This window comes from Pseudomonas sp. F220 (assembly GCF_057813935.1).
This window is the reverse complement of the sequence record NZ_JBVASJ010000014.1, coordinates 101,865-127,096: the sequence shown is the minus strand read 5'-3', so window position 1 is coordinate 127,096 and position 25,232 is coordinate 101,865. Positions and strand designations below refer to the sequence as shown.

Annotated in this window: 18 protein-coding genes and 5 pseudogenes; 12 read left to right on the top strand and 11 right to left on the bottom strand. The window is 57.5% G+C overall.

All coding sequences use genetic code 11. The features are described from left to right. Positions 1-591: 591 nt before the first annotated feature. The 3 genes and pseudogenes from aepX to ACZYSM_RS14855 form a co-directional block, all read left to right on the top strand. The gene (gene aepX, locus ACZYSM_RS14865; protein WP_489072239.1) at positions 592-1,383 is read left to right on the top strand and encodes a phosphoenolpyruvate mutase; all 792 of its coding nucleotides are present in this window, start codon (positions 592-594) and stop codon (positions 1,381-1,383) included. A 53-nt stretch (positions 1,384-1,436) separates the two neighbouring features. Beyond that, positions 1,437-1,643, top strand: coding sequence for a hypothetical protein (locus ACZYSM_RS14860; protein ID WP_489072237.1), 207 nt, complete (start codon positions 1,437-1,439; stop codon positions 1,641-1,643). Between the two features lie 366 nt (positions 1,644-2,009). Continuing rightward, positions 2,010-2,369: pseudogene (locus ACZYSM_RS14855) on the top strand (integrase domain-containing protein); the annotation flags it as partial. Between the two features lie 173 nt (positions 2,370-2,542). Here ACZYSM_RS14855 and ACZYSM_RS14850 read toward each other — a convergent pair. The 5 genes and pseudogenes from ACZYSM_RS14850 to sorA all read right to left on the bottom strand — a co-directional run. Further along, positions 2,543-3,142, bottom strand: a pseudogene (locus ACZYSM_RS14850) (methyl-accepting chemotaxis protein); the annotation flags it as partial. A gap of 99 nt (positions 3,143-3,241) precedes the next feature. Then, positions 3,242-4,183 (bottom strand): annotated as a pseudogene (locus ACZYSM_RS14845) (methyl-accepting chemotaxis protein); the annotation flags it as partial. A 168-nt stretch (positions 4,184-4,351) separates the two neighbouring features. Continuing rightward, positions 4,352-4,513: pseudogene (locus tag ACZYSM_RS14840) on the bottom strand (transposase); the annotation flags it as partial. Positions 4,514-4,700: 187 nt separating this feature from the next. Continuing rightward, on the bottom strand, positions 4,701-5,348 hold the full coding sequence (gene sorB, locus ACZYSM_RS14835) for a SorB family sulfite dehydrogenase c-type cytochrome subunit (protein WP_489072235.1): 648 nt from the start codon (positions 5,346-5,348) through the stop codon (positions 4,701-4,703). 10 nt (positions 5,349-5,358) lie between these two features. After that, entirely contained in the window at positions 5,359-6,618 is a 1,260-nt protein-coding gene (gene sorA, locus ACZYSM_RS14830; protein WP_489072233.1) for a SorA family sulfite dehydrogenase catalytic subunit, read from the bottom strand. A 287-nt stretch (positions 6,619-6,905) separates the two neighbouring features. Here sorA and zapE point away from each other — a divergent pair, with 287 nt between their 5' ends. Together zapE and ACZYSM_RS14820 are read left to right on the top strand one after the other, a co-directional pair. Beyond that, positions 6,906-8,042, top strand: coding sequence for a cell division protein ZapE (zapE, locus tag ACZYSM_RS14825; RefSeq protein WP_489072231.1), 1,137 nt, complete (start codon positions 6,906-6,908; stop codon positions 8,040-8,042). An 88-nt stretch (positions 8,043-8,130) separates the two neighbouring features. Continuing rightward, positions 8,131-9,474, top strand: a complete 1,344-nt coding sequence (locus ACZYSM_RS14820; RefSeq protein WP_489072230.1) for a leucine-rich repeat-containing protein kinase family protein — start codon at positions 8,131-8,133, stop codon at positions 9,472-9,474. Positions 9,475-9,607: 133 nt separating this feature from the next. Here the strand turns inward: ACZYSM_RS14820 and ACZYSM_RS14815 are convergent, their stop codons facing one another. The 3 genes from ACZYSM_RS14815 to ACZYSM_RS14805 form a co-directional block, all read right to left on the bottom strand. Continuing rightward, positions 9,608-10,315, bottom strand: coding sequence for a YebC/PmpR family DNA-binding transcriptional regulator (locus ACZYSM_RS14815; protein WP_489072229.1), 708 nt, complete (start codon positions 10,313-10,315; stop codon positions 9,608-9,610). A gap of 185 nt (positions 10,316-10,500) precedes the next feature. After that, a complete protein-coding gene (locus ACZYSM_RS14810) occupies positions 10,501-11,892 on the bottom strand; it encodes an FAD-dependent oxidoreductase (protein ID WP_489072228.1) in 1,392 nt (463 codons plus the stop codon). A gap of 84 nt (positions 11,893-11,976) precedes the next feature. Then, positions 11,977-13,302 carry an MFS transporter gene (locus ACZYSM_RS14805; RefSeq protein ID WP_489072227.1) on the bottom strand — a complete coding sequence of 442 codons (1,326 nt, stop codon included), beginning with the start codon at positions 13,300-13,302 and terminating at the stop codon, positions 11,977-11,979. Between the two features lie 287 nt (positions 13,303-13,589). Here ACZYSM_RS14805 and ACZYSM_RS14800 point away from each other — a divergent pair, with 287 nt between their 5' ends. Continuing rightward, the gene (locus tag ACZYSM_RS14800; protein ID WP_489072226.1) at positions 13,590-14,462 is read left to right on the top strand and encodes a LysR family transcriptional regulator; all 873 of its coding nucleotides are present in this window, start codon (positions 13,590-13,592) and stop codon (positions 14,460-14,462) included. Between the two features lie 121 nt (positions 14,463-14,583). Here ACZYSM_RS14800 and ACZYSM_RS14795 read toward each other — a convergent pair whose 3' ends face one another. Continuing rightward, a complete protein-coding gene (locus ACZYSM_RS14795) occupies positions 14,584-15,459 on the bottom strand; it encodes a LysR substrate-binding domain-containing protein (protein WP_489072225.1) in 876 nt (291 codons plus the stop codon). Positions 15,460-15,574: 115 nt separating this feature from the next. On the opposite strand from ACZYSM_RS14795, the gene ACZYSM_RS14790 reads away from it, so the two are divergent. The 3 genes from ACZYSM_RS14790 to ACZYSM_RS14780 all read left to right on the top strand — a co-directional run bounded on the left by ACZYSM_RS14790 (position 15,575) and on the right by ACZYSM_RS14780 (position 18,415). Continuing rightward, the gene (locus ACZYSM_RS14790) at positions 15,575-16,684 is read left to right on the top strand and encodes a 2-aminoethylphosphonate--pyruvate transaminase (protein ID WP_489072224.1); all 1,110 of its coding nucleotides are present in this window, start codon (positions 15,575-15,577) and stop codon (positions 16,682-16,684) included. 155 nt (positions 16,685-16,839) lie between these two features. Continuing rightward, entirely contained in the window at positions 16,840-17,667 is an 828-nt protein-coding gene (phnX, locus tag ACZYSM_RS14785; RefSeq protein WP_489072223.1) for a phosphonoacetaldehyde hydrolase, read from the top strand. A 199-nt stretch (positions 17,668-17,866) separates the two neighbouring features. Continuing rightward, positions 17,867-18,415: a cytochrome b gene (locus ACZYSM_RS14780; protein WP_489072222.1), complete on the top strand. Its 549-nt coding sequence runs from the start codon at positions 17,867-17,869 to the stop codon at positions 18,413-18,415. Here the strand turns inward: ACZYSM_RS14780 and ACZYSM_RS14775 are convergent. Both ACZYSM_RS14775 and ACZYSM_RS14770 read right to left on the bottom strand, forming a co-directional pair. Beyond that, the gene (locus ACZYSM_RS14775) at positions 18,412-19,344 is read right to left on the bottom strand and encodes a 1-aminocyclopropane-1-carboxylate deaminase/D-cysteine desulfhydrase (RefSeq protein WP_489072221.1); all 933 of its coding nucleotides are present in this window, start codon (positions 19,342-19,344) and stop codon (positions 18,412-18,414) included. The genes ACZYSM_RS14780 and ACZYSM_RS14775 overlap by 4 nt on opposite strands. A gap of 241 nt (positions 19,345-19,585) precedes the next feature. Continuing rightward, positions 19,586-21,625 carry an oxidoreductase gene (locus tag ACZYSM_RS14770; RefSeq protein WP_489072220.1) on the bottom strand — a complete coding sequence of 680 codons (2,040 nt, stop codon included), beginning with the start codon at positions 21,623-21,625 and terminating at the stop codon, positions 19,586-19,588. A 209-nt stretch (positions 21,626-21,834) separates the two neighbouring features. Here ACZYSM_RS14770 and ACZYSM_RS14765 point away from each other — a divergent pair, with 209 nt between their 5' ends. The 3 genes and pseudogenes from ACZYSM_RS14765 to ACZYSM_RS14755 all read left to right on the top strand — a co-directional run. Further along, entirely contained in the window at positions 21,835-22,965 is a 1,131-nt protein-coding gene (locus ACZYSM_RS14765) for a nitrilase-related carbon-nitrogen hydrolase (protein WP_489072219.1), read from the top strand. 3 nt (positions 22,966-22,968) lie between these two features. Next, positions 22,969-24,009 carry an AraC family transcriptional regulator gene (locus tag ACZYSM_RS14760; RefSeq protein ID WP_489072218.1) on the top strand — a complete coding sequence of 347 codons (1,041 nt, stop codon included), beginning with the start codon at positions 22,969-22,971 and terminating at the stop codon, positions 24,007-24,009. A gap of 400 nt (positions 24,010-24,409) precedes the next feature. Beyond that, a pseudogene (locus ACZYSM_RS14755) lies at positions 24,410-25,199 on the top strand (transketolase-like TK C-terminal-containing protein); the annotation flags it as partial. Positions 25,200-25,232 lie beyond the last annotated feature (33 nt).

The following is a 25,232-nucleotide window of genomic DNA, read 5'->3' as shown; positions in this document are numbered from 1 at the left end:
AAACAGCGCGATTAAAGGAAAGAACCATGAATTAAGGGCAGGAAAGGTCTGTTTTTCGACCGACGCATGATTTTTTGAACCTCAAGTAGCGAGGGCATGAAAAATCGGCGGGTACTTCAGACCTTCCCTAACTCTTTATAGCTTTGCGCTGAACGTCAGCGACGAGCTGTAACTCATCATTGAGGTAAAGAAAATTAAAACAACTTCATTATCGAATGTAACTTATTTTTCATCTCTGCCCCTTCCAGGGAATGCAACAAATTAGTGACGCACTCCTTATGATTGATTTTTATAGAAAAATTGTGCTTATGCCAATTTATAGAAAATTCTATAACCAATAATCATAAGCAAACATATTGTAATGTTTCAGTTTGATGATGCATCGTTATATCGAACTTTAAATCGGATCCAAAAATCTAACTGCAATTATAGAATTCATTGATAGTCGCTATCTTTCCGTAAAAAAAAGGTGCAAAAAATGGAATTGCCTATGAAATCTGTTACCTCAGAATTGCGCGGTCAATCTTTAAGAAAGCTACTCTCGAAAAAAAAGGAATAAGAGTTATTGAAGCGCATAGCCCTCTTTCGGCGATGCTAGTTGAAAAAGCCAGCTACACCAACGGCAACGTTACTGTTGAATTTGATGCCTTCTGGTCAAGCTCCTTGACTGACTCTACAGTGCGGGGAAAACCTGATACTGAATTACTGGATCTTAAAAGTAGACTGAGTGGAGTTTCTGATATTTTTGAGGTGACGACCAAGCCCTTAATACTTGATGGTGATACCGGTGAAAAAGCCGAGCATTTGCCCTATCACATCGCAACGACCGAACGCATGGGGGTATCCGCAGTAATCATTGAAGATAAAACCGGATTAAAGAAAAACTCACTATTCGGAAATGATGTAAAGCAGACCCAGGCGGATCCGATAGAGTTTGCCGAAAAGATCAGACTGGGAAAAAACGCTCAGTTGTCATCAGACTTTATGCTTATCGCTCGTATCGAAAGTCTCATATTGGACGCAGGGCTCGATGATGCGCTCAAACGTGCATTGCTTTATGTAGAGTCTGGCGCAGACGGTGTAATGATTCATAGCAGAAAGAAAGACCCCGGTGAAATTATAGAATTCGCAAAACGATTTAGATCACACCATCCATCTGTTCCACTAGTCTGCGTACCAACAAGTTTCAATGACATAAAATTTGATACTCTCGTCGAGAATGGATTTAATGTCGTCATTTACGCAAATCATATGCTCCGAGCGGCTTATCCTGCAATGTTATCGGTGGCCAATCAAATATTAAAATATGGCAGAACACTGGAGGTTGAGGATAGATGTCTTGACATTCAAGAGATTCTATCTCTTATACCTGGAACACGATGATATTAGCCGCTCGAACGTGCAAGTTTGGCTGATTAAACTCATAGGACGTTTTTATGATTGTTGCAAAGGATTTTCTTACACTTTTGTTCAGTAAAGGTATTGAGTTTTATGCGGGTATCCCTGATTCATTACTGAAACGTTTTTGTTCCGCCATTCAAAATTCAAATCTGGATATCAACCATGTCACCGCTTGTAATGAAGGGACAGCATTAGGGAGACGCTGCAAAAATAGCCAACCGTCCCCACCCTTGGCACACTGAGTACCTTCAACCAGACTACATAGCGCTTGGCCGACTGGCTTGAAGTTTTGACAGGCCGCCACAACCAAAAGCAGTCACTCGGATGTGCTTTTCTGATCCAGCACAGAATGGCCTGCGTACGCCACCTTTGGCAGCTTGCTGCTTCCGTGCTGATGGGTATAGAAAGAATTTGCACAAAATACGGGCTTTATTAGGATAATAGTAGGGATATAAATTTTAGAAATCAGCATAATTTCAATGTAAAACAGGTACTTATTTTTTTATTTGAGTCCAGGTCGTGCCAGAGAAGGCTTCCAAAATCTCTGACCCCCCCCCGAAAAACCCGCCTCCTGGCGGGTTTTTTCGTTTTGGCGTTCCGGTGGATTCCGCTGGGTAACGGTCGATGAGCACATCCGCGACGCACTGGCATTCGCCCTTCAAGTCTCGCCTGACGGTAGCCGCAACCTGCTTGCAGCGAATGAACGCTACCTCGATTTCCAACAGGTAATCGGTCGCCCCGCACGGGAGATTCTCCATACGCACAACCTCAAGGGCTTCCACGAATTGCGGGTGACCTATGCGTGCGAACGCTATGAGCACATCACCCAGCATCCTGCGTCCATCAACGGTGGCAGTTGCTACCAGCTCGACCGACACCTCGATCAGGAGGCCCGAATACAAATCAGCTATGAGCCGGGGCACGGTCGTATCGACGTGGTGTCGGCTTACATCGGGGGCCGAGCATGAGTAAGGCATTCGATATGGAGCTGTTCCTGGCGGGCGTCCTGCCCGGGTCGCATACCACGCGCCAGCGTCACCTTCGCAGAGCGAAGGCCATTCAAGCGGCGATCGCTAATCGCTGACACCGAGATAATCAATGGACATGGGCCGGTGGTCGACCTGAAGCCGTCTTCAGGACCTTAAAGCTTGAACTGCGCTACCAGGGCATTGAAAGAGGCGGCCAGCCGCGACAGTTCCTGGCTGGAAGCGCTGGTCTGGTTGGCACCGGCAGCGGTCTGGGTCGAGAGGTCCTGGATGTTCAGCAAGTTACGGTCCACCTCACGGGCGACTTGGGCCTGTTCTTCGGACGCCGAAGCGATCACCAGATTGCGCTCGTTGATGGTGACAACCCTGTCGGTAATCTTCTCCAGCGCCGCCCCGGCGCGTTGGGCCAGGTCTTGGGTGTTGGTGGCCAGCGACAGGCTCTTACCCATGGCAGTGACGGCCCCATTGGCGCCCGATTGCACGGTACTGATCATACCTTCGATTTCTACAGTCGAGGCTTGGGTGCGGTGGGCGAGCGCGCGCACTTCATCGGCTACCACCGCAAACCCGCGTCCCTGTTCGCCAGCACGGGCGGCTTCGATGGCAGCGTTGAGCGCCAGCAGGTTGGTCTGTTCGGCGATGCTGCGGATCACGTCCAGTACCTTGCTGACTTCCCGAATGTGCCCGGCCAGTTCGGTCACTGTCTCGGTCGACTCGGTGATCTCTTCCACCATGGTGCTGATGCCCATGAGCGTATGGTCGACCTGACTGCGGCCATGAGCGGCGTCTTCGGTAGCGGCCTTAGAGGCTTCGGAAGTTGACACAGCATTGCGCGCCACTTCCTCGACCGCCGCAGTCATTTCATTGACTGCGGTGGCCGCCTGCCGGATTTCGTCATTCTGCCGCGTCAGGCCACGGGTACTTTCATCGGTCACCGCGCTCAGCTCTTCGGCGGCCGAGGCCAACTGATCCGAGGCGCTGGCGATCTGCTGAATGGTGTGCTTCAAACCGCCCTGCATGTCCGCCAAGGCATTGAGCAGTTGCCCCGCTTCATCGCCACGGGTAGTGGAAATGCTCTGGGTCAGATCGCCCCCGGCAATACGCTGGGCAGTCGCGACCGCCACCGCCAATGGGCGAGTGGTCATGCGGGTAACCAGAATGCCCAGAACAGCGGCCACCAGAAAGGCGATCACGATCCCGACCAACAGCATCAGAGTGGAGCTGGATTGAAGTTCATGCGCGCCCTCGGCACCCTCTTTGATCTGCCGATTGTTCGAATCGATCACGGCTTGCAGGCACTCGCGGGCCTTTTTGAATTCGTCAAGGGACAGCGCGTTCAAGCGAGTGCGTGCCTGGGCAATATCGCCAGCGCTCATCAGTTCCATGATCTTCTGGGTCGCGGCCACATAAGCGGGCCACAGGGCTTCGTACTGGTCCCCCGCCACCCGCTCATCCTCCTCCAGAGGCGTGCCGCGGTAGGTCGCGAAGGCTTTTTCCGCCCGTGCCTGCTCCGTCGTCAGGGCCTGCTGAACACGTGTCTTGTCCACTTCAGACATGCCGCTGGTCTGAGCATCGAGCAACCGGTACAGCAGGCGGTTATGAGCGGTCAGACTGGTCAGGGTCTCGTTGCTGTTGCCCACTGAGACCAAACTGTTGGAAAAGGTCAACGACAGCGCAGTGGCCAAACGGCTGATCCCCACCATTCCCAACCCACCCACGGCAAGGGTGATCAGGGCGCAGATGACGAACGCGGTCAGAAGCTTGGTCGAGAATTTGGACTCATTCAGAATCTTCATGCGGCGAACTCGATAGATTAGCAATTATTTTTATTTGAGGTTTAAACGGTTCTTTACGTGCGAATCCAAACGATATCAAAGTGGTATCACTTTATTGCCAGCGTCCGCCTATCCTGAAATTCCTTCAGAATTTCTCTTAACAAGGGAGTCCTTGGCCAATGTCCGCAAAACGGTGATATCTCGGAAGAAGCGTTCAACCCTGTTCATCCAGGAGCTTGATGTCGGGGTGAAGTGCATGTGAAATCGCGGATGTCGCTTGAGCCATTCCCTGACCACCGAGTGCTTGTGCGTGGCGTACTTATCCACGATCAAGTGCAGTTGCAGGCCCTTGGCTGAGTGATCTGCTCAAGGGTTCGCTTCAACGCTTCGGCCGGTAAAATTACGACGGTCGATTTCGGCGAAGGTCGCCCTAACCCAAGAGATGGTGTTGGAGCCCACCTCCTGGAATTCATCAATGAGCAAAGTCGACATCCGCTGCATTACACCATCAGGTACCTGACCGAGTCGGGAACCGGGCTTACTGGTGCAGTATGAAAGTCGTCAGGGTTTGCAGATCGTCCGGGCTTAACTGCGCGAAAGGTGGCATTGGGGTATTCCCCCATTTGCCGGTACCGCCGTGCTGAATGCTGGACGTTACCTTGGCCAGTGCCTGCGGGTCATTGGCATACTTGGCAGCCACATCGTGATAGGCCGGGCCTACGACCTTATGATCGATCGCATGGCAGGACAGACAGGAGTTGCTCTGGAGCAAAGCCATGACGTCGACTTTTGCTACAGGCGCCGCCGAGGGCTGGCCCGCCGACGGGTTTGAGGCAGCCTGCACATCGGCATCGCTCGCATGGGCACTACCGTAGGTCACCGCAAGGTAGGCGCCGATAATGTTCACATCCTGATCGCTGATCGGAGCACCATACACGTGCTGCATCTTGCTCGCTTCTCCAGTCCACTGCGCCAGGGTCATGCCAGGAGGCTGGAAGTTGATGTAATCGGCAGAATGGCAGGTGGAACATTTCTGCTGGGCCAACGGGTAGCCAGGCAGCGCACTGGGTTTGAACACAGCCGTTTCGGGCGGCAACGTGATCGATAGTGGCGCTGCGCTAGCCATGGCAGCCAAACAAACCTGAGCCGCGCACAGCAAGGTGGTCATGCGTTTCATACGTTTCATGCGGGCCCCCTCAGGCGACGGTCACGTGGCTGGTTTCTACGACGTGGCGGCGGTAGCCACCGGGGTTCCAGTCGGCTCGCAGCGGTTGCGTCTCGCCCGCGCTGTTACTGGCTCGCACCATCAACTGTGTGGCGCCCTTGCTGGTAAAGGTGATCGGCAGCGTCCATTCACGGAAGGAGAAACGGCCAAGATCCTGCCCAAGCTTGGCTTCGCGCCAGTTTTTTCCGCCGTCGATCGAAATTTCCACCTTGTTGACCCCAACGCCGCCGTCGAACGCAATGCCCTTGAGCACCACGCTTTTTTTCAGCGGCAACACATCGCCGTGTTTAACGCTGGTGATGAAGCTGCGTACCGGCAACTTGGAAATCGGCTGAGTTTGCGCCGCAGTGGTGCCGGGGGCGATGCAGAAACAATCGTTGTCCGGAACGCGGTAACCTTTAGCCATGAAGAAACCGTCGTAGGTGTGGTCGACGACTTCGATCTCACTCAGGTGCTTGACCCAGTACGTACCGAAATAGCCTGGCACCACCAGACGTATCGGGTAACCGTTGAGGAATGGCAGATCGGTACCGTTCATCGACCAGGCGATCATCGGCTCGCCGTCCATGGCATGGCCGATGTCCAGGGCTTTGATGTACTCCGGCGTGCTCGGCAGCACTGGCTTATCGAGCCCACGGAATGTCACTTGCCTGGCGTCGGCTTTCACCCCCGCCTTTTCCAATACCGCCTTGAGCGGTACCCCCACCCAGTGGGCATTACCCATTGAACCATTGCCCAGCTGAGCGCCGAATACGCGCGGCATCGAGAAGCCACGGCTGTTACCCGAACACTGATTGACGGCCACCACTTCTACCGGTTCGGCCAGAGCCTTGAGTTCTGCAAGGGAAAGTGACAGCGGCGTGTTGACCGAGCCCTTGATCGTCAGACGGTAACTGTCCGGATCGATGCTGGTAGGGATATTGGCCAGATGGTAACGCACAAAAAAGGCGTCATTCGGCGTGATGGGCCCTTCGTTGAAGACGGGGAATGGCGTCTCAAGGTGCGGCGGGCGGGTGGTCACCAGGGTCAACGGTCGTTTTTGCGGGTATTGCACCAGCGGCCGTGGGCCAGCAGCAAAGGTCACTTCTTCGGCGGTTTCGTCGGCCGTCTTGGTTTCGTCGGCTGCCTTGGCGAGGCTTGCCAACGGAGAGGCCGCCAAAGCCAGGGTGAAGGCATCGCGTAGAACGCGCCGGCGGCTCGGCTTGCTGTTGTCTACAAAACTGAACTTCATTCTGCGCTCTCTATGATTGTTTTATTGAGATGCAATTGACACCCCCCGTCAGGGCAGAGAGGCATCAGGCTTAAAGTGTAGGTAGGGTTTCGCTTAACTGTTCGACGTCGGTGAGCAAACCAGTATCGTCACGCGCAAGTCGACTGCTTCTCATTGAACGTCAGTGACTTAGCATTTGATGACAGAGGCTGCCCGTTCAAGATCGCTGGCCGGTGACCCACACCTTTGGTTAAATTACGCGCTGGCTCTAAAGTGAGCGGGCTTCGGGACCATGGGGGTGATTTCAATTGAGCGTCTTACCGCCAAACCGCTCGCGACTCACATCACGCTGGCCAATGCTGAGGAAAATTCTCGGCAAGACCTTCGCCAGACCGGCGCAGACCACTGCGGGCGGGCGGATGATCCACGAGTACTTTCGCCAAAAGGCCCATGACCAGGGCTATACCCTCAGTCACAGCCAACAGCGGGTGATCGACTGCATGGCGCAGCAAGCCAATGGGCTGCTGCAAACCAGCGTCAACGTTCACGCGGCACGCAGCCTTTATCTCTATGGCGCTGTCGGCCGTGGCAAGAGCTGGCTATTGGATGGATTTTTCCAGGCACTGCCGATTGCTGAAAAGCAGCGCTTGCACTTTCACGACTTCTTCGCCCAATTGCACCAGGGTATGTTCCGCCATCGTCAGCAGCCCGACGCGCTAGCGACCACGCTGGATGAACTACTCTTGCACTGCCGCGTGCTGTGCTTCGATGAGTTCCACGTGCACGACATCGGCGACGCAATGCTGATCACCCGGCTCTTCAAAGCGCTGTTCCAGCGTGGGATCCTGCTGCTGGTCACCTCCAACTACCCGCCGGCCGGCTTGCTGCCCAATCCCCTTTACCACGCCCGCTTCAAGCCGGTGATCGATCTGATCAATGCGCGCATGCATGTCATGGAGGTCGGCGGCCCCCATGACTACCGCAGCCAGGCGAGAACTCATTCGCAGCAGCTCTTCACCCATGGGCATTACGTCTGGCCCACCAGCCCGGCCCAGCGTGAGGCACTGCAATTGCCTGATCGCAACGCCCCAACGTTTGCCCTGCCTGTAGGCGCCCGCCAATTCCAGGCACGACGGTGCGAGGGACGGAGCATCAGCTTCGACTTCAGCGACCTCTGCGAACAACCCACCGCTGTCATGGACTACCTGGAGCTGTGCCGACGCTTCGACACCTGGATCATCGACGGACTGCCCAACCTCGCGGACTGTTCGACTGCCGCCCAGCAGCGCTTTATCAATCTGATCGACGTGCTGTATGACCAGGACAAACGCCTGCTATTGCTGGGCGAACGTCCTCTGCGCGAGCACCTTGGCGGCGATGCCATCGACCTGGCGCGAACCCGCAGTCGACTGGGGCAGTTGATTGAGGTCGGGCCACCGTCATAAACCATCCAACCCACGGCCCTTTGTCGTTATCATGGCGCCCATTTCCAACGGCCGTGCGCCCTTCTCTTTTCGAGTATTGAATCTGTTCATGGATACCCTTGCGCAACTTCGAGCCGGCCAACTGGCGGGCATCAAACGTCTGGATCTGTCCTGCGGGCTGAGCGAGTTCCCTCAGGAGATCTTTGAACTGGCGGACTCCCTCGAGGTGCTGAACCTGAGTGGCAATGCCTTGAGCCAACTGCCGGACGACCTGCACCGGCTGACGCAGTTACGGATCCTGTTCTGCTCGGATAATGCATTCACCGAACTCCCGACGTGTCTCGGCCAATGCGCTCGCCTGAGCATGATCGCCTTCAAGGCCAACCGCATCGAACGCGTCCCCGGTGCCGCGCTGCCGCCGCTGTTGCGCTGGCTGATTCTGACCGACAATTGCATCAGCGAGCTGCCCGTCGAGCTTGGCGAACGACCTCATTTGCAAAAGCTGATGCTCGCGGGAAACTGCTTGCAACAACTGCCGGCGAGCCTGAGCAAGTGCCATCAGCTTGAGTTGATCCGGATCGCCGCCAACCGACTGACCGAGCTGCCGCAGTGGCTGTTGTCGCTGCCACGCCTGGCCTGGCTGGCTTACGCGGGCAACCCGCTGGAATCAGAGGCCGACGCTTGCGCTCTGGACGCCACCCCGCAGATTCCCTGGTCACAGCTGCATCTGCAGCAAAAACTGGGCGAAGGCGCTTCCGGGGTGATTCATCAGGCGCTTTGGGAACAGCCATCGCAGGCTGCGCAAAAAGTTGCGGTGAAGCTCTACAAGGGCAGCATGACCAGTGATGGTTCACCGCAGCATGAAATGAACGCCTGCATCACCGCGGGTCAACATGCCAACCTGATCAAGGTCGAAGGCAGGATCGTCGACCACCCGCAGGCGCAAGCCGGGCTGGTGATGCAATTGATCGACCCCAGCTATGGCAATCTGGCCGCGTTGCCGAGCCTCGCTTCCTGCACTCGGGATGTCTACGAAGACAGTACGAAATTCAGCGCAGCGAGCGCATTGCGGATCGCCAGCGGTATCGCTTCGGCCGCCGCGCACTTGCACCAACAGGGCATCACCCACGGCGATCTCTACGGCCACAATATTCTGTGGAACGCTCAAGGCGACTGCCTGTTGGGTGACTTCGGCGCGGCTTCGTTTCACTCCACGTTAGACAGTTTCGAGACGCGTGCACTGCAACGCATAGAAGTGAGGGCGTTCGGCATTTTGTTGGGCGAATTGCTGGAGCGAATCGAGTCAGGGTTGAGCGCCAAGGGTCGGGAGCTGCTGGATGACTTGCAGAGCCGCTGCTACCAAGCGGATGTACTGGCGCGTCCGGGGTTCGTAGAAATTGGTGAAAATTTGCAGGTTGTGGTCGATTCTTTGCAGGCATCGGCGGCGTCTTGAAAAGATCGCAGCCAACGCAGCTCCTACAAGATTTGTGCACGGCTGCGATTTTGCGGATGTACCCGGTCGGTGTAGGAGCTGCCGCAGGCTGCGATCTTTTCGCAGCCAACGCAGCTCTTACAGATAGAACGCCTTAACCCGCCAAACCGACAAACATGTCCTGCACGTCATCGTGGTTGTCGAGCCCTTCGAGGAAGGCTTCGACTTCTTCCATTTGCGCGTCACTCAAGCCGGTGACCGGGTTTTTAGGCTGGTAGCCCAATTTGGCCGACAACACGGTAAAACCCTGCTCAGGCAGTGCTTTTTGTACCGCGTCCAGATCGGCAGGCTCGGTAAGGAACAACGTTGTGCCCTCTTCTTCACCCTCCTCGAAGTCCTGAGCGCCAGCCTCGATAGCCGCCAGCTCTGGATCAGAATCCGGGCTGTCAGGAGACGCTTCGATCATGCCGACATGGTTGAAATCCCAAGCAACCGAACCCGAAGCACCCAATTGGCCTTTGCGGAACGCCACACGAATTTCCGCGACGGTGCGGTTGATGTTGTCGGTGACGCACTCAACGATGAGCGGAACCTGATGAGGTGCGAACCCTTCATACGTGACGCGATGGTACTGAACGGTTTCGCCAAGCTGACCCGAGCCTTTCTTGATCGCGCGCTCCAGGGTTTCGCGTGGCATCGAGGCTTTTTTCGCCTGTTCTACCACCAGACGCAAGTGCGCGTTAGTGGTCGTGTCTGCGCCGTTGCGCGCAGCAATGGTGATTTCTTTGACCAATTTGCCGAAGATCTTGCCCTTGGCATTGGATGCCGCTTCTTTGTGTTTAACCTTCCACTGTGCGCCCATTACTCACTCTCTTGATCTGTGGCGCCGAGACATCTATTGGCCGACGCTTTGCGCAAGTTTATACGGCCTAAAGTTACCAATCGACCAAAAAGTCGAGTGACTGATCGACTTCTCCACAATGTGATGCAGGCGCGTTCCTAAGATTGGCTGATGAGCCGACCAGACACTTGGCATTGAGACATCAATCAGCCTTTGTCAGCCTTGCCCGCCGCAGCAGCAAACCTGGCCAGGCGCACATCCAGATGCCGAGGCCGGCGCCCATGGTCTTCGGCGTGCTCCTTGCGCCGGATCGCGTTGCGGACCATCAATGAGCCCAGATAGCGGATCGGCTCCGGCGGAAAATAGCCCATCGGCCCGTTGACCAAGGGTGATCGGGTCCAGACATTGTCCAGGCCTTGCACCATCGACGCGAGGATCTGCCCGCCCATATGGCAAGGCCCGACACCGCTGCCGGAATAACCGAACCCATAGAACACGTTGCCACTGGCGCTCATCTGACCGAAGAACGGCAACCCGGTAACCGAACGATCCGAAGGACCGTTCCAGGTCGCTTCCACCCCAACATCGGCAAATGCCGGAAAAAACTCCGCCAGACTATGACGCAGCAAACCTTCGTAAGGTGAAGGCTGATCGAACACCGGCAGCATCCGCCCGCCGTAAGCGAAAGTGTTGCCGCCCTTGCCGAGCATGATTCGGCCGTCCGGGGTGTTGTGGTAGTAATGCACGAAAATCCGCGAATCGAGTACCGTCACACCGCTGGTCAGGCCAATTTCCTTGAGTAGATCCGGGCGCGGCTCGGTGATGATCATGTCGCTGGAAACGATCGCCACGCTGCGCTCAAACTGTGGGAACGCCCGGGCCATCCAGGCGTTCATCGCCAGCACTACACGATCTGCCTGGATGTTCCCGGACGGGGTCTGAATCACTGCGGGCTTGCCTTCCTCCAGACCGGTCATTGCAGTGTTTTCATAGATCCGCACACCCAGCTGCAAGGCTACCCGCCGCAAACCGCGCACCAGCTTACCCGGCTGCACACTGGCCGCCGCTGGGGAAAACCAGCCTTCCAGATGTTTGCTGGAACCGGCCATCCATTGCACATCGAGCACTGGGCGCTTTTCGAAGGAATTGATGCCATTGCGCTCAAGGGCGGCAATCACCCCATCGGTGGACCCGCATTGCGCCAGATTCGTGGCGGTGTACAAGGTGCCATCGAGGCGGTAATCGGCGTCCACCGCGTATTTCTCGCAGAAGGCGCCGATGGCATAAATGCTTTGCTCCGATTCCTTGACCAGCCGCACCGCCTCCTCGACACCAAACAGCCGCTCCAGGGTGAAGTACTTGGCCGACCAGGACAGTGCACAGCCACCGTTGCGCCCGCTGGCACCTGCGCCGCAGATATCGGCCTCGATCAACACCACATCCAGCTCAGGGTTCGGCTCCTTGAGCAGGATCGCGGTCCACAACCCGGTGTAACCGCCGCCGACGATGCAGACGTCGGTGCTGGTATCGCTTTGCAACGGTTCGCAGGGTTCTGATGCGTCAGACTTCAAGGCCTGCTCCAGCCAGAAAGGTCTCATGGGGTACATCTCCAGTTCGGTTGGCCACATCCCGACCTGCCGTCATGACGCAACGGCAAGTGGGGCTTGTCTGGCATTGGGGTTTCAGGTGCGCAGAGGTTTGATGGGCATGGCCCCGTTGGGCACGAAGGCGCGAGAGGGTTTGAGACCTGCCGGACGGCTGTTCCAGTGGGGGATCAAGACCAGCGAAGAGAACATCGCGCAACCGGCGAAGACGATAAATACCGTGACCGTGTCGAAGTAACCCGGCAACAGCCCGCCGAGAATTGCCCCGACAGAGCCGCAGCCGTTAACGAAACCGGCCGCCGTCGCACCGGCCTTGGCCGTGCCGAAATCAATCGCCGCCGCGCCGCTGATCATCGAGTCCGGTCCGTAAAGGGTCAGGCCCATGAAAAACAACAAGGCCACCACCAGCATCACACTGCCGGTATGCAGCGCACCCATGAACAGTGCCAGCGACACGGTCAGCGCCAGCAGGCTCAACACGCAGGCTGGCATGCGTCGTGCTCCAAAGAGCTTGTCCGAGGCCAGGCCAATCATGATCGGCCCGAGCAAGCCGGCCAGCTCAAACGCCGTCGGCACAATCGCCGCGCCGACTTTGCCCACCGAGGGCATTTGCTCGAAGACAATGACCGGCCCCCAAAGCAAAATCGCGTAGCGCGCCGGCTTCAACAGGAAGTAGGCAAAACCGAGGGTCAGCACCGTGCGGTTGCGCAGGATTTCGCGCAGCGGTTCCCAGACGCTGATCTTGCTCTGGGCCTCGGTTTCCTCAGCGGTCAATACAGGTTCTGGCTCCACGGCAGGCAAGCCAACGTCTTCAGGTTTGTTGCGTTGAAAGATAAAGAACAGCACCGCTACCAGACCGACCACCGCCGCGCTGGATATAAACGCCGCATGCCAGGTACCGATCAGCGTGTACGCCCACCAGCCGGCAAACGGCGAGGCCACCAGCCCGCCAAAGGCGTAGCAGGAACTCCACAAGCCCAAGATCCGCCCGCGCTGCTCGGAGGGAAAGAAACTGCCGATGTTTTTGCACAATCCCGACCAGCCGGTGGACTGCGCCAACCCCTGGATCAACATGCAGGTGAAGAAGATGGGCAGCGTCGCGAAACTGCCCATCACCAGGGCCGCCACGGCGGAAATCAACAAGCCACCCAACACCACGACTCGCGGACCAAAACGGTCGGCGAGAATACCCCAGGTGAATTGACCGACCGCGTAGGCCGTCAGATAGACGCCGTCGAGGTTGGCCATCATCATCTTGTCGAGATGAAAGGTGGGGTCTTCGCCGATCCCCAGTTTGGCCACGGAAAAGGCTTTTCGAGTGAAATAGAAGGCCGCGTAGGCCAACCAGGTGATGGCGAAAATCTGCACGCGCCAACGTTTGATGGTGCCGATGTGTTTATTCATTGTGAGTCTGACCTCAGGGTGAGTGTGCCGGCAGAATTAGTAAAAAACGCCTGTTTTTTTATTGTTGAGCACCGCGATATCGCCCTTCAGGAGGAGCGATACCGGTCAGATGAGTCCTGTTGCTTCCCTGTTGTCGGGAGTTTCCCCGCACGCACAGGCTCATGGCCACCGGGGACTGTTGAACAACCAGCCACCGGGGTTGAGGGCGATAAAAACAATTACTGATTAATAAGTGAAATCGATTTATCGTATTTCAAATATAAGTTCAGCTTGTTACTGGTGATCTGATGTCTGTCTCTCACGCCCAGCTCAAAGCTTTCCACGCGGTTGCCGTGCACGGCAGCTTTACGCGCGCCGCCGAACGTTTGTTTCTGACGCAGCCGGCGATTTCCGACCAAGTGCGCAAGCTGGAGGAGCGTTTCGGTGTGTTGCTGTTCCATCGCAATAAACGTTCGGTGCGCTTGACCGACCTGGGCGAACGCTTGCTGAGCATCACCCAGCGCCTGTTCGTCATCGAAGCCGAAGCGCAGGAGCTGCTGCAAGACTCTCAAGCCCTGCAGACCGGTAGCCTGATCCTCGCGGTGGATGCACCGGTGCACGTACTGCCGCAGATCGCTCGTTTCTGCGAGCGCTATCCCGGCATCAGCGTGAAGATCGAGACCGGCAACACCGATGAATCGCTGTTTCGGCTGTTCAACTACCAGGCTGACCTGGCCCTGCTCGGCCGCGACGTCAGTGATGAGCGTCTGCTGTCGCTGCCCCTGCGCAATGACCCGATGGTGGCGTTCGTGTCGCGCAACCATCCGTGGGCCAGTCGCGAGTCGATCTGCCTGGCAGATCTGGATGACACGCCGCTGGTGTTGCGTGAAATCGGATCGGTGACGCGGCAGACACTGGAAGAGGAAATGGATCAGGCAGGCTTTCGCATCCGCCCGGCCATTCAGGTGGAGGGCCGTGAAGCGGCGCGCGAAGCCGTGGTGGTAGGGATTGGTGTGGGCGTGGTATCAGCGGCGGAATTCGGCTCGGACTCGCGGGTCTGTGCGCTGCCGATTACCGATTGCAAACGACGATTGACCGAGACGCTGGTGTGCCTGCGTGAGCAGAGCTCACGGCGGGTAGTGGCGACCTTTCTGGAGATGGTTCGCGAAAGTCTGGTGTAGGCCGCAGTGGCCTCATCGCGAGCAGGCTCGCTCCCACAGTGGATCGTCGTCGAACAAAAATACTGTGTGCACTGAAGATCAAATGTGGGAGCGAGCCTGCTCGCGATGACAACACCTCGGTCTATCTGGCGGGCTCGCGCCCCGGTGACAACCCCAAAAACGCTTGAATCAAGCGCAAATCCCGGCGCCGCTCCATGCAGCCAATCATGTGTCGATTGAGCAGCCCCTCGCCAATGATCGGCACCGCAGCAACTCGCGGATCATGGCTGACCTCAACCGACGACACGATGCCCACGCCCAATTCAGCGGCCACGGCTTCGGTCACTGCTTCGCGACTGTCCAGCTCCAGCAGCACCCGCGGGCTGACCTTGGCCAGGCCACACGCTTCGTCAAAGGTGCGTCGGGTAATCGAACTCGGCTCACGCAACACCATGATCACCTGGTCCAATTGTTCGATGCCTATCCCCGTCGGAGTAGCCAGCCACGGATGATTGGCAGGCACCAGCGCGCAGATTCTCGACTCGCTCAATCGTTGTAAATGCAGCCCTTTGCGCGGCTCCACTTCCGTCAGCACCGCCACATCCGCATGTTCGGACAGCAACGCCGCGAGTGTTTCCTGGGCATTACCCAGGCGTAAATTCACGGTGATCCCCGGGTACGTCGCCCTCAGGCTAGCGAGCATCGGCATGACCATGTGCGGACCGTCCGCCGCCACTTCCAGACGCCCGGTGAGCAACTGCCGATTGGCCTCAAGCATCGCCTGGGCCTCTTCGGCCAAACCGAACATGGCCCGGGTGATTGCCGCCAGTTTGATCCCCTCCTCCGTCAGTTCCACCCGTCGTGCGGTGCGCCGCAACAAGGTGATCTGGTAATGCTCCTCCAACGCCTTGATATGCCCGGTGACCGCCGGCTGGCTGATGAATAAACGCGCGGCAGCCCGGGTGAAGCTGCCTTCACGGGCCACGGCATCAAACGCTCTAAGCTGGAACAGGTTCATATCTATCGGCCTCACTGATGGCTGGCATAACAACAAACAATTTGATTGATGACAAGCCAAACTGCAATTTATGTCCCGTACCTTCATCCCTAAGCGTTTTTGCGAGGACACCAGCATGAGTACTGCCGAGCCAATCCTGCTCACCCCTGGCCCATTGACCACTTCAGCCCGCACTCGTCAGGCCATGATGGTCGACTGGGGTTCATGGGATGACAGCTTCAATCAACTGACCGCCAGCCTTTGCGAGCAACTGCTGGCGATCATCAACGGTGCCGACAGCCACCACTGTGTTCCCTTGCAAGGCAGCGGCACCTTCTCCGTGGAAGCAGCCATCGGCACCCTGGTCCCACGCGACGGCAAGGTATTGGTGCTGATCAACGGTGCCTATGGCAAACGCCTGGCGAAAATCTGCGAAGTGCTCGGCCGCTCGTTTAGCACGTTCGAAACCGCCGAAGACGAACCGACCACCGCAGCCGACGTCGACCGTCTGCTGCGGGCCGACGCCGGCATCACCCACGTCGCGCTGATCCACTGCGAAACCAGCACCGGTATCCTCAACCCGCTGCCGGAAATCGCTCATGTGATTGCCCAGCACGGCAAACGGCTGATCATCGACGCCATGAGTTCCTTCGGCGCGCTGCCGATCGATGCACAGCAAGTCCCGTTCGATGCGCTGATCGCCGCGTCCGGCAAATGCCTGGAAGGCGTGCCGGGGATGGGTTTTGTCTTTGCGCGCAAAGAAGCACTGGCAGCATCGGCAGGCAATTCCCACTCGCTGGCGATGGACCTGTTTGATCAACACAGCTATATGGCCAAGACCGGCCAATGGCGCTTCACCCCGCCGACCCACGTGGTCGCGGCGCTGCACGAAGCCCTACTGCAATACAACGAAGAAGGCGGTCTGCCGGCGCGGCATCGGCGTTACGCCAACAACTGCAACGTCTTGCTCGATGAAATGGCCAAGCTGGGCTTGCGCAGCTTCCTGCCGGCGGCGATTCAGGCACCGATCATCATTACCTTTCACGCCCCGAAAGATCCGCGCTACCAGTTCAAGGAATTCTACGAACGGGTCAAGGCCAAGGGTTTCATTCTGTATCCGGGCAAGCTGACCCAGGTCGAAACCTTCCGTGTCGGCTGCATCGGCCACGTTAATGAGGCCGAGATGCACGCGGCAGTGGCGGCAGTAGCGGCAGTGTTGCGAGAAATGGAAGTGCAGGAAATCTGATCACGACCTCCCGTAGCAGCTGCCGAGCCTGCGAGGCTGCGTTCGGCTGCGAAGCGGCCGCAAAACCATGCGGCTCGGTCCACCTGAAACACCGCGGTGGCTCGCCAGCTGCTACGGGTATGTAATTCATCATGCCCATACACAGGATTAGAGACATGAACTACAACAACCCAACCAAGCTTCAAGCCGCCATCCTCGACTGGGCCGGCACCGTCGTCGACTTCGGCTCCTTCGCACCCACCCAAATCTTCGTCGAAGCCTTCGCCGAATTCGACGTTCAGGTCTCCATCGAAGAGGCCCGTGGCCCGATGGGAATGGGCAAGTGGGACCACATCCGTACCCTGTGCGACCAGCCGCAGGTCGCCGAACGTTATCGCAAGGCCTTCGGCCGCACCCCGACTGACGACGATGTCACTGCCATCTACAAGCGCTTCATGCCGTTGCAGATCGAGAAGATCGCCGAACACTCGGCGCTGATTCCCGGTGCGCTGGACACCATCGCCAACCTGCGCCAGCAAGGCATCAAGATCGGTTCCTGCTCCGGTTATCCGAAGCAGGTCATGGACAAAGTTGTCGAGCTGGCAGCCACCAATGGCTACATCGCCGACCATGTGGTCGCCACCGATGAAGTCCCGAACGGTCGCCCATGGCCGGCTCAGGCGTTGGCCAACGTGATCGCGCTGGGCATCAGCGACGTCGCCGCCTGCGTCAAGATCGACGACACCGTCCCCGGAATTCTTGAAGGCCGCAGCGCCGGCATGTGGACCGTGGCGCTGATCTGCTCAGGCAATGCACTGGGTCTGACCTACGAGGGTTACCGCGCCTTGGGCAGTGAGGAACTGGCCAGCGAACGCAAACGCATTCACGCGATGTTCGAAGGTTCCCGCCCGCATTACATGATCGACACCATCACCGATCTGCCGGAGGTGATCGCCGATATCAACAAGCGTCTGGCCAACGGTGAAATGCCACAAACCAACTGATCCCCCGCACGCGACACAAAAAAGCGGCCCCCCTTGATCAGGGTTGCCGCTTTTTAGTGTCAAATAACCACTCCAGTGCGTTCATACCCCGCACAAAAGCCTGATCAGGCTCAGGCAATCTCACTGAAACAGGATTACAGTAATAGGACTCCGTCGAATAAGAACGGAGACTTCAGACCTGCCAAGTGAGGAAAACCGCATGCCCTGGAAAAACACTGACTCTCGTTACAGTACCGTGTCGATTGCGTTGCATTGGTTGATGCTGGTGTTGTTGGCAGTGGTCTACGCCTGTATCGAATTTCGCGGCATATTCCCCAAGGGCAGTGGTGGTCGGACCTTAATTACAGAAGCGCACTACATGCTCGGCCTGACAGTGTTCCTGCTGGTCTGGCTGCGCCTGTTCGCACGAAGCCTCGGTGTCGCTCCGAAAATCCTGCCGACGCCACCCAACTGGCAGATGCTTGTGTCCAAACTCATGCATGTGGCGTTGTATGTCTTCATGATCGTTACACCCATTCTCGGCTGGTTGATTACCAGTGCCAAGGGCCAACAGGTCATGTTTTATGGGGTGGACTTACCGTTGCTGATTGACGAAAACAAACAGTTTGCCAAGCAGCTTCAAGGTTGGCACGAACTGGCCGGTTCTCTCGGTTACTGGCTGATCGGCCTGCACGCCGTGGCCGGTTTGTATCACCATTACGTGGTGCGCGATAACACGCTGCTGCGGATGATATCCAAACGCGGTTAATTCTTATCCATCGCCGTGAATCCCCGGCGGCCCTGCAAGCCGCCAGTGTGTACAAAGATCAAGCGTGTGCCTTGAGCGAAGCGCCCTGCTTCGATCTGTTGTTTGAGCGCCAACAGCGCTTTGCCGGTGTACAGCGGTTCAAGCGGGATGCCGCTGTCCTTCTCAGTCATTTCCATGAACGCCAGCAACGCCGGATCGACCTTGGCGAAACCGCCGCGACAACCCTCGAACAGCTCATACGCGCAATCGCGCAATCGCGCCTCCTGGACAATCGTCTCGATCTGTTGAGCGACCCCGTGATCATCAGGCACCGCCAGCGCGCCATAGACCGGATGCGCACCCGCCTCGGCCAGCACCAGCCCAGCCAGCGTGGTCCCGGTCCCGGCCGCCAGCCACCATCCGTCATAGTCGCTCCAACCCAGTGCACTCAGTTGCTCACGCACCATAACCAGCAATCCAGCGCACCCTTGCGCGCCACGTAAACCGCCACCGCCTTCGGGCACTGGTTGCAAATACGGGTATTGCGCCTGCCATGGCAGCCAGAAGTCTGGCTCATGCCGCGCCCGATAGCCGCCATAACCCAGCCAATGCAGTTGCATGCCAAAAGCCTGCAAATCCAGTACGGTCGGGGTTTCTTGTGGGTGACCGCGTAGCAGGCCGACGGTAGGAAAACCGAAGCGCTTGCCCGCCGCTGCCAGCGCGTGCAAATGATTGGAGTGAGCACCGCCCAGGCTGATGATGCCCTTGGCCCCGACTTGATCGGCCGCTGCCAGATGTTCGATCAGCTTGAACCACTTGTTGCCGCAGATCAGTGGGTCGATGAGGTCCAGGCGCAGAACAGCGACTTCGATATTGGCCTGAGTGAGCCAGTCCAGGTGAAGGTGTTCAAGGGGCGCACTGGGCAGCCAGTCGAAAGGACCCAGACTCATGGCTGGGTCTTGGCAATGAAGGAGAGAGCAAGCATCGGCGGCACATTCTGAACAAAAAGAATGCCAGTCTATCAGCGTCCACGGGACCCTGTAGCAGCTGGCGAAGCCTGCGTTCGGACCGGGGTCGCGCTCGACCGCAGCGGTCGTAAATCTGAATCCTCGATCTGCATTCAGAATCGCGGTGTCAGGTTTTACGGCCGTGCCGGCCGAACGCAGGCTTCGCCAGCTGCTACAGGGTTCGTTACAGCTGCGCAGCCAACCGCGAGCCCTGATTGATCGCCCGCTTGGCGTCCAGTTCAACGGCCACGTCTGCGCCACCGATCAGGTGCACGTTCTGCCCGGCGGCGACCAGGCCGTCCTGCAATTCGCGCAGCGGATCTTGCCCTGCGCAAATCACGATATTGTCCACCGGCAATACTTGCGGCTCACCGGCCTCACCTATACGGATGTGCAAACCGGCATCGTCGATCTTCAGGTATTCGACGCTATTGAGCATCTGCACCTGCTTGTTCTTCAGGCCCGTGCGATGAATCCAGCCTGTGGTCTTGCCCAAGCCGTCGCCGACCTTGGACTTCTTGCGTTGCAGCAGGAATACCTGACGCGCCGGTGCATGGGGCTCAGCTTTGATACCGGCAACACCACCACGCGCCTCAAGGTGAGTATCGATACCCCACTCCTTCCAGAACGCCTCGCGGTCCTGGCTGGTGGACACACCTTGATGGACGAGAAATTCCGACACGTCGAAACCGATACCACCCGCACCAATCACCGCCACGCTTTTGCCGACCGGTTTGCGCTCAAAAATCACGTCCAGGTAGCTCAGAACCTTGGCATTCTCGACGCCTGGAATCGCCGGCAAACGAGGGGCGATGCCAGTAGCGAGAATGATTTCGTCATAACCGCCAGCCACCAGTTGCGCGACGTCGACCCGGGTGTTCAGGCACAGCTCGACATGGGTGGTTTGCAACTTGCGTTTGAAGTAGCGCAGGGTTTCAAAAAACTCTTCCTTGCCTGGCACGCGCTTGGCGACGTTGAACTGGCCACCAATCTCGCTGGCGGAATCGAACAGCGTAACCTGATGCCCGCGTTCAGCGGCCACAGTGGCCGCTGACAAACCCGCAGGCCCGGCGCCAACCACAGCGATTTTCTTGATCTGCTGCACCGGCAGGTAATTCAGTTCGGTTTCATGGCAGGCCCGTGGGTTCACCAGGCAACTGGTCAACTTGCCGCCAAAGGTGTGATCCAGGCAGGCCTGATTGCAACCGATGCAGGTGTTGATCTCGTCGCCACGCCCGGCAGCGGCTTTGTTGACGAAATCTGGATCGGCGAGGAACGGCCGCGCCATCGAGACCATGTCAGCGTCGCCTTCAGCGAGGATCTGCTCGGCGATTTCCGGGGTGTTAATGCGATTGGTGGTGATCAACGGGATCTTCACCGAACCGCGCAACTTGGCGGTGACCTTGCTGAACGCCGCACGCGGGACTTTGGTGGCGATGGTCGGGATTCGCGCTTCGTGCCAGCCAATCCCAGTGTTGATGATGGTCGCGCCGGCCTGCTCGATAGCTTTGGCTAACAGGACGATCTCTTCCCAGGTGCTGCCGCCTTCCACCAGGTCAAGCATCGACAGGCGATAGATGATGATGAAATTTGGCCCTGCAGCTTCGCGCACGCGGCGGACGATTTCCACCGGCAGACGCATGCGGTTTTCATAGCTACCACCCCAGCGGTCGGTCCGGTGGTTGGTGTGCCCTGCGAGGAACTGGTTAATGAAGTAGCCTTCGGAACCCATGATTTCAACGCCGTCGTACTCGGCTTTTTGTGCAAGGGTCGAACAGGTGACGAAATCGCTGATTTGCTTCTCGATGCCTTCCTCGTCCAGCTCTTTGGGCTTGAACGGATTGATCGGCGCCTGGATGGCACTTGGCGCTACCTGTTTTGGGCTATAGGCATAACGCCCGGCGTGGAGGATCTGCATACAGATCTTGCCGCCCGCTTCGTGTACCGCGCGGGTCACGATTTGATGTTTTAACGCCTCCTCCTCGGTGGTCAGCTTGGCTGCGCCCGAGTACACGCCACCTTCATCGTTCGGAGCAATGCCGCCGGTGACCATCAGGCCAACGCCGCCACGGGCACGCTCGGCGAAGTAAGCGGCCATGCGCTCAAAACCACCGGGTTTTTCTTCAAGGCCGGTGTGCATCGAACCCATCAGGGTGCGGTTGCGCAACGTGGTAAAACCCAGATCCAGCGGGGCTAACAGGTGCGGGTAATGAGCGGCGGCCATCGGTAACTCCACAACGAGCAATCACGGAAAAGTGCAGGAGCTCTTTGGCTCCCATCATTTATGTTCGACAGACTAAGAGCACACCCCTTGCCGCTCAATGACTGTAACTGACAACTTATTGATCCAAATGCGCAGCGCCCCTTGGCAATCGTGTGCATGGGCCCTACCCTAGTCCGCGAACCCTGCACGTGGCCGCTTACCGTTTTCCCATGCGTAAACTTCTTTGCTTCACCTTTTCCATGGCCTTGATCGCCGCCATCACCACCTATGCGATGTGGACCGCCGAACGCCCCGTCGGCCATTACTTATCGGATTTGCGGATCAAGCTCGCCGTGAATCAAGGCATTCGCTCCGACCGTGGCAACCTTCTGGGCATCCAGCCCGAGCTGTTCCCCACCGATTATCAAAGCCCCCAGCAGTTGCATCGCAAGCTCGCAGCCTATTTGCAGCAAGCCCGGGATCAAGGCTTGCTGAATGAAAAAACCATCGTTGTGCTGCCGGAGCATATCGGCACCTGGCTGATGGTCAGCGGCGAAAAAGATGAGTTGTACCAGGCCAACAGCCTTGAAGAGGCCATGAACTGGCTGGCCGTCAGCAACCCACTGAAATTTGTCCGGGCACTGATCAGCGCCAAAGGCGAGAATCGTCTGGACGATGCGTATCTGCGCATGAAAGCCAAAACCATGGCCCGGGATTACCAGGCGCTATTCGGCGGGCTGGCCAAGGAGTTTGGCGTAACGCTGGTGGCAGGCTCCATCGTGTTGCCTGAGCCAACTGTCAGCGACGGCAATCTAAAAATCGGTCGCGGTGCGCTGTACAACAGCACACTGGTGTTCGGCAGCGACGGCTTGCCGATCGGCCAACCCCAACGTCAACTCAATCCAGCATTCGATGAGCACGGCTTTATCCAGTCCAGTGCCGATAGGGCTATTAACGTCATCGATACCCCGGCAGGACGCCTTGGAGTGTTGATCGGCAGCGACAGTTGGTACCCCGATAACTACCGCAAACTCAATGATCAGGGCGCGCAGTTGATCGCCATTCCCGCCTTCGTCACTGGCCGCGGCACGTGGGACAAACCCTGGCATGGGTACAAAAACTTGTCGACTCCCAGCGAAGTCAGCCTCAAGCCCGGAGAGCTCAGTGAAGGTGACGCCTGGCATCGTCTGACGCTGATCAGCCAGCTTCCCAGCAGCCGGGCTGTAGCCGGCATGAGCGTGTTTTTGCGCGGCCAGTTCTGGGATCAAGGCAGCGACGGCCAGAGTTTTATCAGCAGCAACGGCCAAACCATCGCCGACGGCAATGCCCGCGGTGCCCGCCTGCTGAACATCTGGTTGTAACCGATGAAGCCGCTGCCGATGCGCCTCGGGGATCTGTCAGTAGGCTTTGTCCATAGCCTTGCCGACGCTGTGCGCAGCCATGGCCTGGACCCACAGGGTTTGCTCGATCAATACGGCCTCGACCCGGCCCGCCTGGCCGAAGCCGGCGCCAGACTGTCGATCCCGCGCTACATGCGTCTGGGCCATGCCGCCATTCAACTGACCGGCGACCTTGCATTGGGCTTGCGCATGGGCCAACTCAGCCGCCTCAGCCAAGCCGGTTTGGCTGGGGTTACGGCGGCCCAGGCACCGACGGTTCGGGAAGCCGCGCGCTGCCTGATCCGCTTCGAAGCCTTATACGGCTCGAATTATCGTGGCCAGTCGAGTTTCCATGAAGATGCCCAAGGCGCCTGGCTGCGGTTTTATTCCATCAGCCCCTATAACGCCTACAACCGTTTTGTGGTGGACTCGATCATCGCCGGCTGGCTACAACAGCTATCCAGCCTGAGCCCCGAACCGCTACATGCTGAGCGTATTGACATCGAGTTCGCCGAACCGGATTACCGCGAACGTTATGGGGTGCTGGGTGATTGCCCGATCCACTTTGGCACCGAGCACAATCAGCTGCGTCTGAACCAGGCCAGCCTGGCGCTGCGCAACCCTGAACATTGCCCCAGCACATGGCGCCTTCTGCTCAAACTGTGTGAAAGGGAATTGGAACAGCTGACCCGAACCCGCAGCCTGCGTGAACGCATCACTCAGTTGCTGGGACCGTTGCTTAATGGTGGCCGGGAACCTGACCTGGAAGAAGTGGCGGCACGCCTGAAGCTGCCCACCTGGACCTTGCGTCGCAAGCTCGCCGAAGAAGGTACACAATTTCGCGCCATTCTCAACGACACCCGCCGTGATCTGGCCATGACCTACATTCGCGACACCGAACTGGCGTTCGGGGAGATCGCTTACTTGCTGGGCTTTGCCTCAGCCGAAGCCTTTCAACGCGCCTTCAAACGCTGGAACGGCCAGACCCCTGGCGAATTTCGTCGCAGCCATCGCCACTCCGCCTGAAGCACGCTACCACCATCACAGCTCGGTAGCGTCTTCAGCAGGTTCCAGCGGATCCAGTTCAAACGCCTGATATTCGAGAAGCTCTTCTTGATAATCGTCCATTACGAAATCCTTTTGGTTGCGGTGAAAAACCGATTGCTTAAATGACCTTCGCCTCCAGCATAAAGTGCCCGTATGACGGAAAAATGAAATCTGCGTGACGCTCGCACTTCTCAAATTTAAACGTAGCAGACCGCCGCGAATTTACTGTCGAAATTATAAATGCAGATGCAACCATTGCAATTGCAGTCATATTGACTAATCAAGTAGGGTAATTTCCTGTTCATCCAGGCCGCCCGAACCATGAGTTCATTGAGCTTCTGCGCACAGAGAACCACGACCAAAACCCCGCCCTTGCCCACCGCTGAAAATCCCGCCGCTGGAGGCCTTTGCTACACAGTTGAAAGACACTGGCGAGCGCTCGATCTCGACCACCATGGCCTTCATACGGATTCTTGGCACCCTGCTCAAGGATCCAAATCCGGGCAAGCTGATCGTACCCATTGTGCCCGATGAGTCGCGCACCCGATCGTACAACCTTGATGGGCGAAGGCCTGCAACACGATGACGGTCATAGCCATGTGCTGTCATCGGTCATCCCTTGCTGCATATCCTACGACCCGACCTTTGCCTTTGAGCTGGCGGTGATCATCCGTGAAGGCATGCGGCGCATGCATGTCGAACAGGTGGATATTTACTACTACATCACACTGCTCAACGAAAACCACCCACACCCGGCCATGCCTGAGCGTGTCGAGAGCGGGATTCTCAAAGGAATGTATCGGTTGAGTACGGGCGAACCAACGAAAAGTGACCAGTCGCGTGTTCAACTCATGGGGAGCGGATCGAATCTGCACGAGGTCATCGCCGCCAGTGAACTGCTGCTCAGCGATTTCGCGATCATCAGCGATGTCTGGAGCGCCACCAGCCTTACCGAACTGCGTCGCCAAGGCCATGGGACGGAGCGCTAGATTTTGCTGACCAGATCCGACCATTCGTCACTGATCGTCGCCTTGGGCACCGACGGCTTCGGGCAGTCTGATACCCGTGAAGCATTGCGCCAGTTCTTTGAAATGGATCGACACTTTATTGTGCTGGCTGCTCTGAAAGCACTGGCCGATGACGGGTTGATTGCCCTTAGCCTCGCCTAACAAGCGATCAGCCGCTACGGGATCGATATCGAC